This is a genomic window from Bacillus sp. EB01 (assembly GCF_000613125.1).
Lineage (GTDB): Bacteria > Bacillota > Bacilli > Bacillales > Cytobacillaceae > Bacillus_D.
Window position 1 is genome coordinate 2,428,050 of sequence record NZ_HG964497.1, and the last position, 12,865, is coordinate 2,440,914.

A 12,865-nucleotide genomic window follows, 5' to 3' on the forward strand; every position below is an offset into this window, starting at 1 on the left:
TGAGGCATCTTTTTGTTAAAATCCTTATTGAACAAACGGGGGAGCATTCCTGTAAAGGAAAACTAATTTTTATGTAGAATATTTTTCAGTAACAACTTTAAGAACCACGATTTTGAAAAGGAGTGATGTTATGTATAGGTTATTTGGACTTTTAATAATTAGTTTATCATTACTTACTGCATCAATTTTATTGCAACTTGCTATGTCGGCAGATCAACCTTTGCATCCTGGTTCTGTGTTATTAATTGTATTAATCTTAATCTTAGGCATTTAATGTTATTTCCTAAGAGTAAGAATCAAAGTAAGAATAAAAAAGCAGAAGAAGGATTTGTATCCAACGAAGAAATAGAAGCAGAATTACTATTACTTAATTATAATCATAAAAACGAAAAATAGGTGTACACATCATTCAGTATGGTAAGTGCAGTTTTAGTACCTGTCTAAAGAGGTAGCATTCTTTTTATAAGGCAATCTTTAGAAAGGATTTCCGCCCTTTTTGTTGAATTCCGAATTGAACAAACGGGCATATGAATGGAATAAGTTTAGAGGATACTCTTTATATAAGAAGTGTTCAAAGTTGAGGGTTACAGTATTTTTAAACTCCATTTTAATGTATAAAAGGGCTTGTATGAATAAATAAAAGAACTAAGGAAACCTTTATTTGATAAGGTTTCCTTGGTTCTAATGATTAAACTTCCACTTCACTTATAAAAGCATGGGTATTGCCTTCTGTATCTTTAAAGAAAGTCATCCACGTTTCAACTCCGCCAATTTTGGCCACAACATGAGGTTCGTCAATAAATGCTACTCCATTATTAGTTAATTGTTCGAAGGTTTCTTTAATGTTTACAACCTGAAAGTATATAACAGAGCTTGATTGTGAATACTCAGCTTTTTCAGGCAAACTTAGAAGGATTCGTGTTCCATTACAATCAAAAAATGCCATTGTATCTGTTGAAAAAAGCAGGGGTAGTCCAAGCTCCTTATAAAATGTTATTGCCCTATTTATGTCTTTAACAGGCACCCCGATTTGATTTATCTTTTGAATGAAATTCGTGTTCATAGAATCGCTCTCCTTAAATTTATTTTCCTTTAAAATTCTATGTAAAAAGGTTGTTTGCTTTTATCCAAACTGTATTCAATTCTTTGTCTGAAATTCTTGTGAGTTACCATTTCCAGAGCTTGCTCAATAGGATAAAACCCTACTTCCAAACTTTCTGGGGAAGTCGTTAATTGGCCGCCTATAGGTTTAGCCAAGAACAAGGTATTACAAATTGAGCGGTTCACATTTTGGAATACTCCACAAAATTTCAGCACCTCAATATCAATACCGGATTCCTCTTTCGTTTCCCTTATTGCAGCTTCTTTTAAAGACTCTCCTTCTTCCACTTGTCCGCCTGGCATTTCCCAACCTCTTCTAGGTCCCTTAATTAACAAGATTTCATTTTGTTCATTGATAACAATGGCAGCTGCGGAAATTATATGTTTTGGCGGCGAAAAAATATTCTGTGTGGTTTGAACCAATTCATTCCCTCATTTCTATAAAATTTATAGAGTGTTCTTCCATAAAAGTTATTTATTGGAAAATTATGATAATTTGAGTTTAACATAAGCTGAATCTGCTGACTAGTATCACTAGGTCCTAATGTTAATATTCAACCAACGACTTTTGAACCGCATAAGAATTATTAGGCTAAAAAGAAGGAGTTCCATCTCTTGTAAAGAAATCTATAAGAAATAAAAGGTGGAGAAGGGAACGCATCACAAAACGTTGATCCATGGCTGAAGAAACAATTTGAGGTATAAGAAAATTAACGGGCTAGTATTGAAGTATCCTATTTGGATAGTAGTTCTCAAAGGAGATTACGGATGATTATTAGGCAAGCAAAGCTTAAAGATGCTAAAGGGATCGCTAGAGTTCATCTGGATTGTTGGAGGACGACCTATAAGAATATAGTACCTGACGAGTATTTGGAAAAGCTTTCTTATGAAAAGCGGACAGAGTTATGGAGGAATAATATTTCCAGGTCTGATAACTATGTTTTTGTGGCGGAAACAAAGGAAGGCCAGATTATTGGATTTGCTGATGGCGGAAAAAGAGTGACTAATGAATTAGAATTTGATCATTCCGGGGATGTTACATCAATTTATATTCTGGAACACTATCAGGGGCATGGGATTGGGAGAAGGATGCTTGATCCATTATTTAGAACCTTTGTTAAACTGGGTTATCAAACAGTATTTGTGGAAGTACTTGAAGACAATAAATCCAAGTTTTTTTATGAAAAACTGGGTGCACTACTCTACACGTCAACGCCAATTGAGATTCACGGGAAATCGTTGCAATTGCTTACTTATCAATGGACAGAATTCGATCCGATTTTAAATCATTCTTAGCCATACAAAAATCCATTCAGGAAGGAAAATAATACTTCCTGGATGGACCTCTGTGTACTTACGAGCTAAGCTAAATTTCCTTAGATGATAGTGGCAAGAATAGCTTAACCCCGCGTTTATTGAAGGGCAGTATTTTTAAATCAGCTAACAGGTGGCCTACATAACCAGCTAAACAGGTGTAGAAAACACCTTTGATTCCGAGCGAAACCTCTAAATGGTTAGCTATGATTCCGAAAAAAATTACTCCAAGAATCGAATGAGTATAGCTCCGGTGAGAGGAAAACGAAGCAATTACTATGTAAATTCCCAGCAATATCAACCACAGTTCTTCTAAAGACAGTCCTCCTATCAGAACTGCAATTCCGGTAATCGTCAACATATGTTTTTGCTTAATAAGTGATGCGATTAAAACAATGAAAAGTCCAATTCCTATACCTTGCCACTTTTCGACCGCTGTTTTTTCAAAGAAACTATAAAGCACCATGAGGAAGCCAATAATCATCGCAGAAAAACGTATGACCTTATGAGATAAGGTGATCCTTCCTCGTAGCTTCCCGTCAATATCCAAATCAGGAATTAATCCCGAAACCGCACCCATGCCGACTAATATAAGCGTAGCAGACGGAGAGGCTTGAACTGTATTAGCAACGATAAACCCTGTTGTTGATCCAATTACTGCATGTGATGTCCCATTCAATTTAATACAACTCCTAAAATCATGTTTGTAAGGTTAGAAAGCAATAGTCCTATTCTACAACAAAACATCTGTTCTGTTTAGGCTTTTTTAAAACTTTACTAACATTATAGCTAAATAGAAAAAACTGCCCGGCAGCAATAGGTTTGGATACCTATCAAGTTCTGATTAAATATCGTGGCAGTTGAATAAGCAGGATAATTTATTTGAAAATGGAATTAAATATTTTTACTTATTTTAAGGAGATGACTTTGTGATTAACGTAAAACGGGCAGAATTACATCATATCGAAGGAATTTCAAAAGTCTGTTCTGACGGATATAGAGATACATATAAGGAAACCCATTCATCTGAATATATCGATAGAATAATTAGTGAGTTTTATAATTACGATCGAATCCGTGGAGAAATTAATTATTCTGGGGATGGTTGGGATGGTTGGTTTGTGGCTCTAGAGAATGGAGAAGTTTTGGGGGCTATTGGTGGCGGGATGTTGGATAAAGATAAGGGAGAAGTTTATGTATTATATCTAGATCCCAATCGACGTGGAGAAGGTATCGGCACGCTTCTTTTACAAACCCTTACAGAAGTACAAAAGACCAAAGGAGCAACCGAACAGTGGGTTTCAGTAGGAAAAGGAAATCAAAAGGGTATCCCGTTTTATGAGGCTAGGGGTTTTCAGTTTATAAAAGAGCAAGAGAGCTTTGCAAATAATGAAGATGAGAATTATGTATCGTTAAGATATTGTCGTACACTATAAATTGCTGTTAAAAATCACTTAAACCAGACGGGGCATTGATCAAAGAAGGATTAACCCCCTTATTGTTGAATTCCTAATTAAGAGGAAGGTCTAACGACTAATCTATCAATTTCTTAAGTTAGGAGGGGAATACATATGAATATCACCTTGCAAAAATTTGATTCAACTGATTTTAATAAATACTTCCTGCTTGTCTCGAATGAACAAGTAATGAGTATGATTACTGAGCATTCAATCCCATTAGAAGAAGCACAAGAAAAATTTAAAAAGATAATAAACCGAAATAAAAAGCACGAAACATTCGGCTCTTACAAGGTTTATAATTACACAAAAGAGTTTATCGGACTTGGTAGTTTAATTTTGAATGAAGAAAAGAATGATGAAGCAGAATTAGGATACATGCTGCTCCCAGAGTATTGGGGTAAAGGATACGGTAGAGAGATTGCAGAGGTGCTAATAAATAAAGCCAAAAATACAAATGTAAATCGTTTAACAGCAATTATTGATCCTAATAATATTCCATCAAGAAAAATATTGATTAAAAGTGGATTTCATTCAGAAAAAGTATGTGAAATCGACGGATTATCCGGGGAAATTTTGATAAGAACAATATAATACCTCATCAAGGAGGGGGATGTATGGAAAAAGAAATCCAGTTTAGAATAGCTGCTGAACAAGATTTGGATAGAATTGTTGCTATGCTTGCTGATGATGAATTGGGAAGAATTCGAGAGCGTTATGAACAACCACTTCCAGAAAGCTACTTAAAAGCATTTCAAGCTATCTCCTCTGATCCTAATAATGAGTTGGTAGTAGCTTATCAAGGTAATGAAGTGATTGGTGTACAGCAAATTACATTTACTCCTTATATAACACACCAGGGTGGATGGAGAGCCACTATTGAAGGGGTCAGAACAGCCTCCTCTTTACGTGGTATGGGAGTAGGAACCGAACTTATAGCTTGGGCAATTCAACGAGCAAAAGAACGCGGTTGTCACTTAATTCAACTTACCACAGATAAACAAAGAGCAGATGCCTTACGCTTTTATGAACGGTTAGGTTTTAAATCAACTCACGAAGGGTTAAAAATGAAATTAAAATAGTTAGCTTTATTAACGGGTGTGCAGATCCAGGGAGGATTTACGCCTTTTTTTGTTGATTCTAAGTGAGGCAGTTTAGTTAAATTACGGTTTTTTATGCTAATTATCACATTTTATCCACAGACATATGAGCGGATTGGAAATAAAATGGATTTAAAAGCTATGGATGTGATAGTAAGATGGAAAACCTTCCAGTACTATATCAAGGAAAAGAATACTTATTAATTGTTCAATATGCATCTGGATTTTGTGAAGTGATTGAAAAAGGGGATTCATCCAACAAAGTTGAACTAGTCCATTTTACCGAGCTTCGATTCAATAGCGAAACCGTTAAGTAATTTACGTTGCTCCTAAACAATCTTTTATTGGATTCTTACTATGGCATAAAGTCTTTAGGGATTTATGCCTTTTTTGAATTTCTTATTGAACAAATGAGGGCAGGCTAACAAAAACACGTGCGTTGATCCAGGAAGGATTAACCGAATTTCTTTATTGAACAAAGGGGGCAGGGAGTATAGTTCAACATGGTATTATCGATATCTGATAACGGAATTTAACGTTTAAAAGGCTGTCTTTCTTAAAGACAGCCTTTTAAAGTTTTTCGGTTTTTTGTTTATTTTTTTGCATTTTATGCAACGTGTGCTTCGTTCCCCAATCATGCATTGCCTCTAAAATCGGTTCCAATGTCCTTCCGTAGTCTGTAATGGAATATTCTACTTTGGGAGGTACTTGTGGATATACGTATCGCTCAATAATATCCTCATCTTCTAATTCCCGTAATTGATTGGTCAGCATTTTTTGTGTAATTCCAGGAACACTTCTTTTTAGTTCACTAAATCTTTGAGTACCGTTCTTCAATAAATGCAATAAAATAAGCGGTTTCCACTTTCCAACTAATATACCTAAAGCATCTTCTACCTTACATAGTTCTGGTACTTTTTCCACCTATAACACCTCCAATAGTATCCTTTTGTATACTATACCACTTTAAAGTGCGTACTAACATTTAATGGTCTTACGGTTTATAATGACCTTGCAAACAAAAATTGTCAAGACTTTTTGGAAGGGAGGCAGGCTTTTTGGAAACGTATCGAATTGACCAAACCAAAGGAATGGAACTAGGGCTATACACGTTGGGAGACCTCTTTACGGCTCAATCAACTAAAAAACCAATGACCGAGCACCAGCGAATGAAAGAGATGATTTCCATGGCAAAACTTGCAGAAGAAGCGGGCTTGGATGTATTTGGCGTTGGCGAAAGTCACCAAAAGTATTTCATCGCTTCATCCACTCCAACTATTCTTGGAACAATTGCTGGTGTTACAAAAAAAATTAAATTAATCAGTGCTTCCACTGTATTAAGTACATCCGATCCTGTCCGTGTTTATGAAGACTTTTCCACTTTGGATCTATTATCTGATGGAAGAGCAGAAATTGTTGCAGGCAGGGGATCTCGATACGGACCCTATGAGCTATTTGGCTTTGACCTGAATGACTATGACGAATTATTTGAAGAGAAATTTGACCTACTCGTTAGGTTAAATACCGAACAGCCAATTTCTTGGAAAGGAAAATTTCGCCCTCCTTTAAGGAATGCTGAAATCTTCCCTAAACCCTTAAATGGGAAACTACCTATATGGCGTGCTGTTGGTGAGCACCACGCAAGTGCCATTCAAGCTGGAAGAATGGGTGTACCAATGCACATAGCAGCACTTTACGGAGCATCGAACGTATTCGAAAAGAGAGTTGATGCATATCGCCGTGCCGCAACTGAATCAGGATTTGATCCGAAAAATCTGCCGATAGCTGTGGCGACGATGATGTATCTCGATAAGGATTCTAAAAAAGCATTAAGGGACTACTTTCCTTATCTTAATCATACATTCACGCAGGCAAGGGGCACCCCTTTTCCAAAGGATCGTTACGCTGAAGCAAACAGCATTAAAAATGCCATAATGGTGGGAAGCCCACAACAAATCATTGAAAAAATACTCTACCAGCATGAACTGTATCGACATAACCGATTTATAGTTCAGATTGACCATGGGAACATGCCTTTTAGAAAAGTAATGGAAGTAATCGAGATGTTCGCTACTGAAGTCGCTCCAGCAGTTCGAAAAGCCACAAAAAATTAAACGAACTTATAAAAAGAAAGGTAGTGACATAAATGGAAAAATACAGAATGAATCCAAGCAAAGGAATAGAATTTGGAATTTATACATTGGGAGATCATATCCCGAATCCCCATACAAGAAAGAGGATTTCAGCACAGCAGCGAATTCAAGAAATCATTGAAGCCGCCAAGATGGCAGATCAAGCAGGTATAGACTTTTTTAGTGTAGGTGAAAGCCATCAGGATTATTTTACAACTCAAGCACATTCGGTAGTTTTGTCGGCGATTGCTCAGGCAACCGAAAAAATTAAAATAGGAAGTTCTTCCACAATTATCAGTACCTCCGATCCAGTGAGGGTATATGAAGATTTTTCTACAATCGATTTGATTTCAAATGGACGTACCGAAATTATAGCTGGACGTGCCTCAAGGGTCGGGCTTTTTGAATTACTCGGCTATAACCTTCGGGATTATGAGGAGTTGTTTGAGGAGAAATTTGAGCTGTTATTGAAAATTAATGAGGAAGAGGTTGTGAACTGGAGTGGGCAATTCCGTTCTCCACTAAGAGATGCGAAGGTCATTCCGCGTCCGAAAAATGGGTCACTTCCAATTTGGCGTGCAGTCGGGGGACCTCCTGGAAGTGCGATTAAGGCTGGGATTGCAGGAGTTCCAATGTTCCTTGCTACACTCGGTGGTCCATCAGCTAACTTTAAGGTTTCTGTTGATGCATACCGCGAGGCAGCTAAGCGAAGTGGTTTTGACCCAGAGACGCTTCCAATTGCAACAGCGGGATTTTTCTATACAGCGGAGACATCACAGCAAGCGATGAAGGATTCGTATCCTCATATTAATATTGGGTTGGAATTGATTAATGGGCATAGCTATCCGAAACGTCAATTTGCCCAGGCTGCTGACCCGCGTGATGCTTTAATGGTAGGAAGTCCACAACAGGTGATTGAAAAAATACTTTATCAGCATGAGCTGTTTGGTCATCAACGGTATATCGCTCAAATGGATTTTGGTGGGGTGTCATTCGAATTATGGGCAAAAAATATTGAACTCATTGCCACTGAAATTTTACCAGCCATTAAAAAATACACAGCAAAATAAGGAGGTTTTAAATATGAAAATTGTTGGTATCTCAGGTTCAATTGTCGGATCAAAAACACGGACAGCGATGGATTACACGTTTAAAGCGATAGCTGAGAAGTATCCAGATGCAGAAGCGACTTTAATTGATTTAGCTGAATATAAGGTTCAATTCAGTGATGGTCGAAATTATATGGAATATGAAGGCGATACAGGATATGTTACAAAGACAATTATGGAAGCAGATGCCATTATCATTGGTACTCCTGTTTTCCAGGCTTCTATACCAGGCACTTTAAAGAATATTTTTGATTTGCTGCCTGTAAATGCGTTTCGTGATAAAGTTGTCAGTATGCTTGTGACGGCTGGCACCCCAAAACACTTTTTAATTGTTGAGCAGCAGTTAAAGCCGATCTTGGCATATATGAAAGCCCAAATTGTCCAAACGTATGTATTTATTGAAGAACAGGATTTTCATCGCAAGGAAATAGTAAACGATGATGTTCTCTTCCGATTAGAACGTTTAGTTGAGGACACTGCTATCTTAACAGAAACATATACAACCATCCGTAAAGAAAAAGAGGCTAAATACGATTTTTAAAATGCAACCTTTGGGATCTACCTTATGTATTTTTATCATCAATAGAATAAGGGTGCCTATTAGCTTCTTTTTCTATTGATTTTTTATTTTTGACCTTAAAAGGAAGTGGAATAAATGAAAGTAATTGAAGCTAAATCAGCATTTTTTCAAAGGAAAAATGATGGGGAAATAAGTAGCGAGATACATTCTCTTATTAAAGAGGGGAAAATGGAAGCTATACTAGCCCTGTTGGGAAGACCTTATTTTAATAGCGGTAAAGTTATACATGGTCAAGCCTTAGGCAGAACACTTGGTTTCCCCACGATTAATTTAGATGTCACAGAATCGAATGTATCTCCTAAGCCTGGGGTCTACATTGGTACTGTTGAAATACACCATATAGACGGCGGAAATGAAGTACGGGATGCCCTTATTAGTGCAGGTTACCGTCCCACAGTAAATGGAGAGGATTATTTAATTGAGGCTCATTTAATTGATTTTAATGGGGATCTATATGGGAAAAAGGTTTCAGTCACTTTTATACATTATTTGAGAGAGGAAATAAAGTTCCCTGACCTGAACTCACTTATAAATCAAATGCAGCAAGATAAATTGGATGCTAAGATATTCTTTTACTTTTTAAATTATTTAAAGAAACACTTGAAGGAGTATGATCATGGGTGTAAAAGTTAGTGAGATGCTGCAAAGTGTTAAAGAAAGAGGTTGGGGCACCTTATTTCTTCCTTTTTAAGGTAAAATTAGCGATTTAATTGTACCGTAATTTGCAGACTTACAGAAGCTACTGTTGATTAGCAAATTAATACGCAAATATAAAAAAATAACGTAAAAATAAAATGAATATCGATATACCAATAAAAATAGACCATCAAATTTAAAGACAATTTGATGGTCTTTTTGTCTTACTTTATCTAGTTTTGTGACAACTAACAAAACAGGTTTACCCGGCCGGCTGTTTTTATGCAGATGGGTTTTTATCCCCAAGGCAGGCCAATCTCCATTTTCTTGGCAAGTTCTTTGCTGTTCTTGCGGCGCTTTTTCCTGTTTTCAGCCCGTTCCGCTCCGCTTTCGTATAGCATAATTTCTTCTGGAGTCTCGGGGACTACTTTCGGAACGGAAACGGTCTTGCCATCCTGTGACAAGGCAACGAAGGTCAGGAAGGAGGTTGCGGCTAGTCTTCGTTCTCCGGTTTTTAAGTCCTCCGCAATGATCTTTACGAATACTTCCATGGATGACGTTCCGACCCAGGAAACAAATGATTCGAGGCAAACTGAATCATCCTTCTGAATGGGTGTCAGAAAGTCGACGGAGTCGGTGGAAGCTGTGACGATATCGCACCGTCCATGGCGGGAAGCCGAAATCGATGCACAGTCATCAATCATGCTCATCAGTTTGCCACCGAACAAAGTTCCGTGATTATTCGTATCTGGAGGCAGCACCCTGCTGGTCTTTATTACTTTCGATGCGGAACATGGTTTTGCTTCTATTTTCATGGACAATCCCCACTTACTCTTTTTTTGTCTATTATACGTGTTTCATCATTCTCATCCAAACGTAAATACTGAAATTCCCATCTTTAGTTTATTCTGAAAATACATATTGCTAAGACTTATTGCATATTGGATAATTATGTTAAATGAATTTAAAAATTTATAACGAAAGCAGGGGGATGGATGAAAGGTTTATCTGCTTCAATTTTTGGACTTGGAGTCTGTATTTTGCTGGCTGCCTGGTTTTTGTCAAATGCAATTGAAGATAAAACCGTTGATATACCTAACGAGCTCATTGTTAATCAGCCGGGCGGTGCTGGATCACTTCAATTAGTTGTAAACCAGGGCTGGCTGTATCTTTATGACACTGCGAATGGGCAGATTTGGAAAAAACCAGATGATGAGGAATCACTCTGGGAAGAGGTAAAGCATTATACAAATCAATAATAGCTAGCGGCTTATTTATGAAGGAGAGGTGCAACATGTTATGTATTCTTGGATCTGTAGCTTTTTTAATAATTTCTGTCATCGTATTCAAACATTCAGGAGTCACAAACCCTTTCTCTAAAGGAGTTGGCATTGCGATTGGCATATCGCTGCTTGCTGCTGTCTGTCTTGCCCAAAACTATTCCCACAGTCTAGTTCCAGGGATAGAAGATGGAATTGCAATCTCAAATATGGTCTCCTACTGGATTATCGGCGAGGATGGATGGTCAAAGGTATTGTTCAAACAATGGTTTGAAGGATTTACTATCATTTCGTTACTATTCATCATTTCCTATCCAATTGTTTTAACGTTTGAGTCAAGAATGGGAAGGAAAATTGCATAAGTTGTTTTTCGAGAACTTTACTTAAGTTAGGCGGAGAAAGGAGGCAAAAAAGTGAAATTCTCTAAATATATTCTCATAATTATAAGTCTAGCCTTCTCCGTTGCTATCTTTTATCTTGCTTATTCTACTTCCAATGTCTCAATAGCTATTATGCGGTGGATAGTAGGCCTTGGGTGGAGTGGCGTTGCAATTTTCTTATTTAAAGAAAGAAAGGTCACCCGCAAACAGAAAGTAGAGAAATGGTTTTTAAAAGAAATGCCAAAGGGTTTTCCGAGATACTTAATACGAAAAGGGGCAATAGGGTGGGGAATACCTGTAGGATTTTCCACATGGGCTTTAACAGAGGAGATTGAACTTCTTATTCTTCCAACTGGTTATTTTTTTGTCCATATGGCATTGTATATGGTTTTTGGATTACTTATTGGCTTATTTAATTGGCAAAAATATCTCGAAGATTCCGGATCGATGGGCTTAGTAACCAATAATAGGCTTTAATGTTTTTCTTATAAAAAAGCCCAGAGTCTATTCCCTGGGCCTACATATAGCGATTTAACCTTTATTGTATTTCAGTGATTGGCAGACTGATTTCAAATGAAGTCAAATCTTCATCCGACTGGCAATGGATTGACCCCTTATGTTTTTCGATAATGTTTTTACACACAAAAAGACCGATTCCCGTACCTAATTTTTTCGTCGTATAAAATGGTTCAAAAATGATTTTACGAATTTCCTCACGAATTGGATCACCATTATTTGATATCATTATTTTCACTTCATTTTTTCCTAGTAAGGTTTGAATGGTAATAATTCTTTGTTTGTCTTGTTCAAATACAGCATCAACCGCGTTCATAAGCAGGTTAAGGAAAACTTGTTTCAGCTCATTACGATCCCCATAGACGGTTGTGCTGGCATCAATGTGCGAGTTGACCTGGATATTACCGTCCACAATGCTTGGATATAGAAAATCGATTACTTCAACCAACAAATCTCTAATTGGGATTTCTTCATTTTTATCGTCACTGATAATGTTTTTTTTCGAGGTGTGAAGGAACTGAGTGATCCGAAATTTCAGTTGGTCAAGCTCTATACTAACAACATCCAAATAGGGGAGGTTAGGATAATCGCTTTTTAACAGCCGGATGAATCCCATAACGGAAGTAAGTGGATTGCGGAATTCATGTACAAAGCTTGAAGACATTTGACCGAGAATTGCCAGTCTTTCCTTATGGGTTTGCGAAATATAATGGTTTTGTTCCTGAAGCTTTATGTCCTTTAAGTCTGTATATCTTGTGACGGCAAAATAGGAGAATAAATCAAACTGCCGATTCACCAGGTCAATGACATTCCTTCCGTCTCCCGAGCTAATTCCCGAATTGTAAACCTGCTTAATAATAATACTCCGGCCAAGGTTTACATTGTAGACAAATTCTCCAATGTTGATATTTGCATCAAGGCGTTCTTCGGCGACTCTATATGCCATTGATTTTAATTCGCTATCCCGCACCTTATTTCCTATCGAACTAATGATCAGCCTATACATTAAATATCCATTATTGCGAATAAGATCTCGATCATCTTCCGTCTCATTCACGACAATCTGTTCTTCCCAATCATCTAAAAATGTCTGTTCATTTTCTTGAAGAAAGTCGGCTAACATTTTGTAGCCCTTCAATTCTACGGTTGCTTCCATTAGAATCCTGCTTTCTATTAATTAATTCCCAGAAAACGCGCATCAACCAAAATAGTCACAAAGGAAATATAACACAAAATTTAGAATTAATATACTTTTCAGTA

The 12,865-nt window shown here is 37.1% G+C and carries 18 protein-coding genes; 12 read left to right on the top strand and 6 right to left on the bottom strand.

Translation table 11 applies throughout. The features are described from left to right. Positions 1-688 precede the first annotated feature (688 nt). Entirely contained in the window at positions 689-1,063 is a 375-nt protein-coding gene (locus tag TY16_RS11015; protein ID WP_043931969.1) for a VOC family protein, read from the bottom strand. Between the two features lie 29 nt (positions 1,064-1,092). Further along, positions 1,093-1,524 (bottom strand): NUDIX hydrolase, encoded by a 432-nt coding sequence (locus TY16_RS11020; protein WP_043931970.1) that lies wholly within the window; start codon positions 1,522-1,524, stop codon positions 1,093-1,095. 345 nt (positions 1,525-1,869) lie between these two features. Here TY16_RS11020 and TY16_RS11025 point away from each other — a divergent pair, with 345 nt between their 5' ends. Then, positions 1,870-2,397 (top strand): GNAT family N-acetyltransferase, encoded by a 528-nt coding sequence (locus tag TY16_RS11025; RefSeq protein WP_043931971.1) that lies wholly within the window; start codon positions 1,870-1,872, stop codon positions 2,395-2,397. Between the two features lie 70 nt (positions 2,398-2,467). Here TY16_RS11025 and TY16_RS11030 read toward each other — a convergent pair whose 3' ends face one another. Continuing rightward, entirely contained in the window at positions 2,468-3,094 is a 627-nt protein-coding gene (locus TY16_RS11030) for a metal-dependent hydrolase (protein ID WP_043931973.1), read from the bottom strand. Positions 3,095-3,344: 250 nt separating this feature from the next. Between TY16_RS11030 and TY16_RS11035 the strand changes: the two genes are divergently transcribed. The 4 genes from TY16_RS11035 to TY16_RS26565 all read left to right on the top strand — a co-directional run bounded on the left by TY16_RS11035 (position 3,345) and on the right by TY16_RS26565 (position 5,289). Continuing rightward, positions 3,345-3,851 (top strand): GNAT family N-acetyltransferase, encoded by a 507-nt coding sequence (locus TY16_RS11035; protein WP_043931974.1) that lies wholly within the window; start codon positions 3,345-3,347, stop codon positions 3,849-3,851. A gap of 135 nt (positions 3,852-3,986) precedes the next feature. Then, positions 3,987-4,466 carry a GNAT family N-acetyltransferase gene (locus tag TY16_RS11040; RefSeq protein ID WP_043931975.1) on the top strand — a complete coding sequence of 160 codons (480 nt, stop codon included), beginning with the start codon at positions 3,987-3,989 and terminating at the stop codon, positions 4,464-4,466. A gap of 23 nt (positions 4,467-4,489) precedes the next feature. After that, a complete protein-coding gene (locus TY16_RS11045; protein ID WP_043931977.1) occupies positions 4,490-4,954 on the top strand; it encodes a GNAT family N-acetyltransferase in 465 nt (154 codons plus the stop codon). 176 nt (positions 4,955-5,130) lie between these two features. Further along, the gene (locus tag TY16_RS26565) at positions 5,131-5,289 is read left to right on the top strand and encodes a hypothetical protein (RefSeq protein ID WP_197028385.1); all 159 of its coding nucleotides are present in this window, start codon (positions 5,131-5,133) and stop codon (positions 5,287-5,289) included. Positions 5,290-5,542: 253 nt separating this feature from the next. Here TY16_RS26565 and TY16_RS11050 read toward each other — a convergent pair whose 3' ends face one another. After that, entirely contained in the window at positions 5,543-5,896 is a 354-nt protein-coding gene (locus tag TY16_RS11050; RefSeq protein WP_043931978.1) for a winged helix-turn-helix transcriptional regulator, read from the bottom strand. A gap of 134 nt (positions 5,897-6,030) precedes the next feature. Between TY16_RS11050 and TY16_RS11055 the strand changes: the two genes are divergently transcribed. From TY16_RS11055 to TY16_RS11070, 4 genes are all read left to right on the top strand, one after another. Next, positions 6,031-7,086 carry an LLM class flavin-dependent oxidoreductase gene (locus tag TY16_RS11055; RefSeq protein WP_043931979.1) on the top strand — a complete coding sequence of 352 codons (1,056 nt, stop codon included), beginning with the start codon at positions 6,031-6,033 and terminating at the stop codon, positions 7,084-7,086. Positions 7,087-7,118: 32 nt separating this feature from the next. Further along, positions 7,119-8,174 (top strand): LLM class flavin-dependent oxidoreductase, encoded by a 1,056-nt coding sequence (locus TY16_RS11060; RefSeq protein WP_043931980.1) that lies wholly within the window; start codon positions 7,119-7,121, stop codon positions 8,172-8,174. Positions 8,175-8,187: 13 nt separating this feature from the next. Then, positions 8,188-8,754 carry an NADPH-dependent FMN reductase gene (locus TY16_RS11065; RefSeq protein WP_043931981.1) on the top strand — a complete coding sequence of 189 codons (567 nt, stop codon included), beginning with the start codon at positions 8,188-8,190 and terminating at the stop codon, positions 8,752-8,754. A gap of 114 nt (positions 8,755-8,868) precedes the next feature. Beyond that, positions 8,869-9,426 carry a riboflavin kinase gene (locus TY16_RS11070; protein ID WP_052342682.1) on the top strand — a complete coding sequence of 186 codons (558 nt, stop codon included), beginning with the start codon at positions 8,869-8,871 and terminating at the stop codon, positions 9,424-9,426. A 299-nt stretch (positions 9,427-9,725) separates the two neighbouring features. Here the strand turns inward: TY16_RS11070 and TY16_RS11075 are convergent, their stop codons facing one another. After that, positions 9,726-10,244: an acyl-CoA thioesterase gene (locus TY16_RS11075; RefSeq protein ID WP_043931982.1), complete on the bottom strand. Its 519-nt coding sequence runs from the start codon at positions 10,242-10,244 to the stop codon at positions 9,726-9,728. 180 nt (positions 10,245-10,424) lie between these two features. Between TY16_RS11075 and TY16_RS11080 the strand changes: the two genes are divergently transcribed. Genes TY16_RS11080 through TY16_RS11090 form a run of 3 tightly spaced genes read left to right on the top strand, consistent with a single transcriptional unit; the run spans position 10,425 to position 11,566 of the window. Beyond that, entirely contained in the window at positions 10,425-10,688 is a 264-nt protein-coding gene (locus TY16_RS11080) for a hypothetical protein (protein WP_043931983.1), read from the top strand. 35 nt (positions 10,689-10,723) lie between these two features. After that, entirely contained in the window at positions 10,724-11,071 is a 348-nt protein-coding gene (locus TY16_RS11085; protein ID WP_231505601.1) for a hypothetical protein, read from the top strand. Positions 11,072-11,122: 51 nt separating this feature from the next. After that, positions 11,123-11,566 (top strand): hypothetical protein, encoded by a 444-nt coding sequence (locus TY16_RS11090; RefSeq protein WP_043931985.1) that lies wholly within the window; start codon positions 11,123-11,125, stop codon positions 11,564-11,566. Positions 11,567-11,627: 61 nt separating this feature from the next. Here the strand turns inward: TY16_RS11090 and TY16_RS11095 are convergent, their stop codons facing one another. Beyond that, complete coding sequence (locus TY16_RS11095; protein ID WP_043931987.1) at positions 11,628-12,761, bottom strand: histidine kinase N-terminal domain-containing protein; 1,134 nt, start codon at positions 12,759-12,761, stop codon at positions 11,628-11,630. Positions 12,762-12,865: the final 104 nt, after the last annotated feature.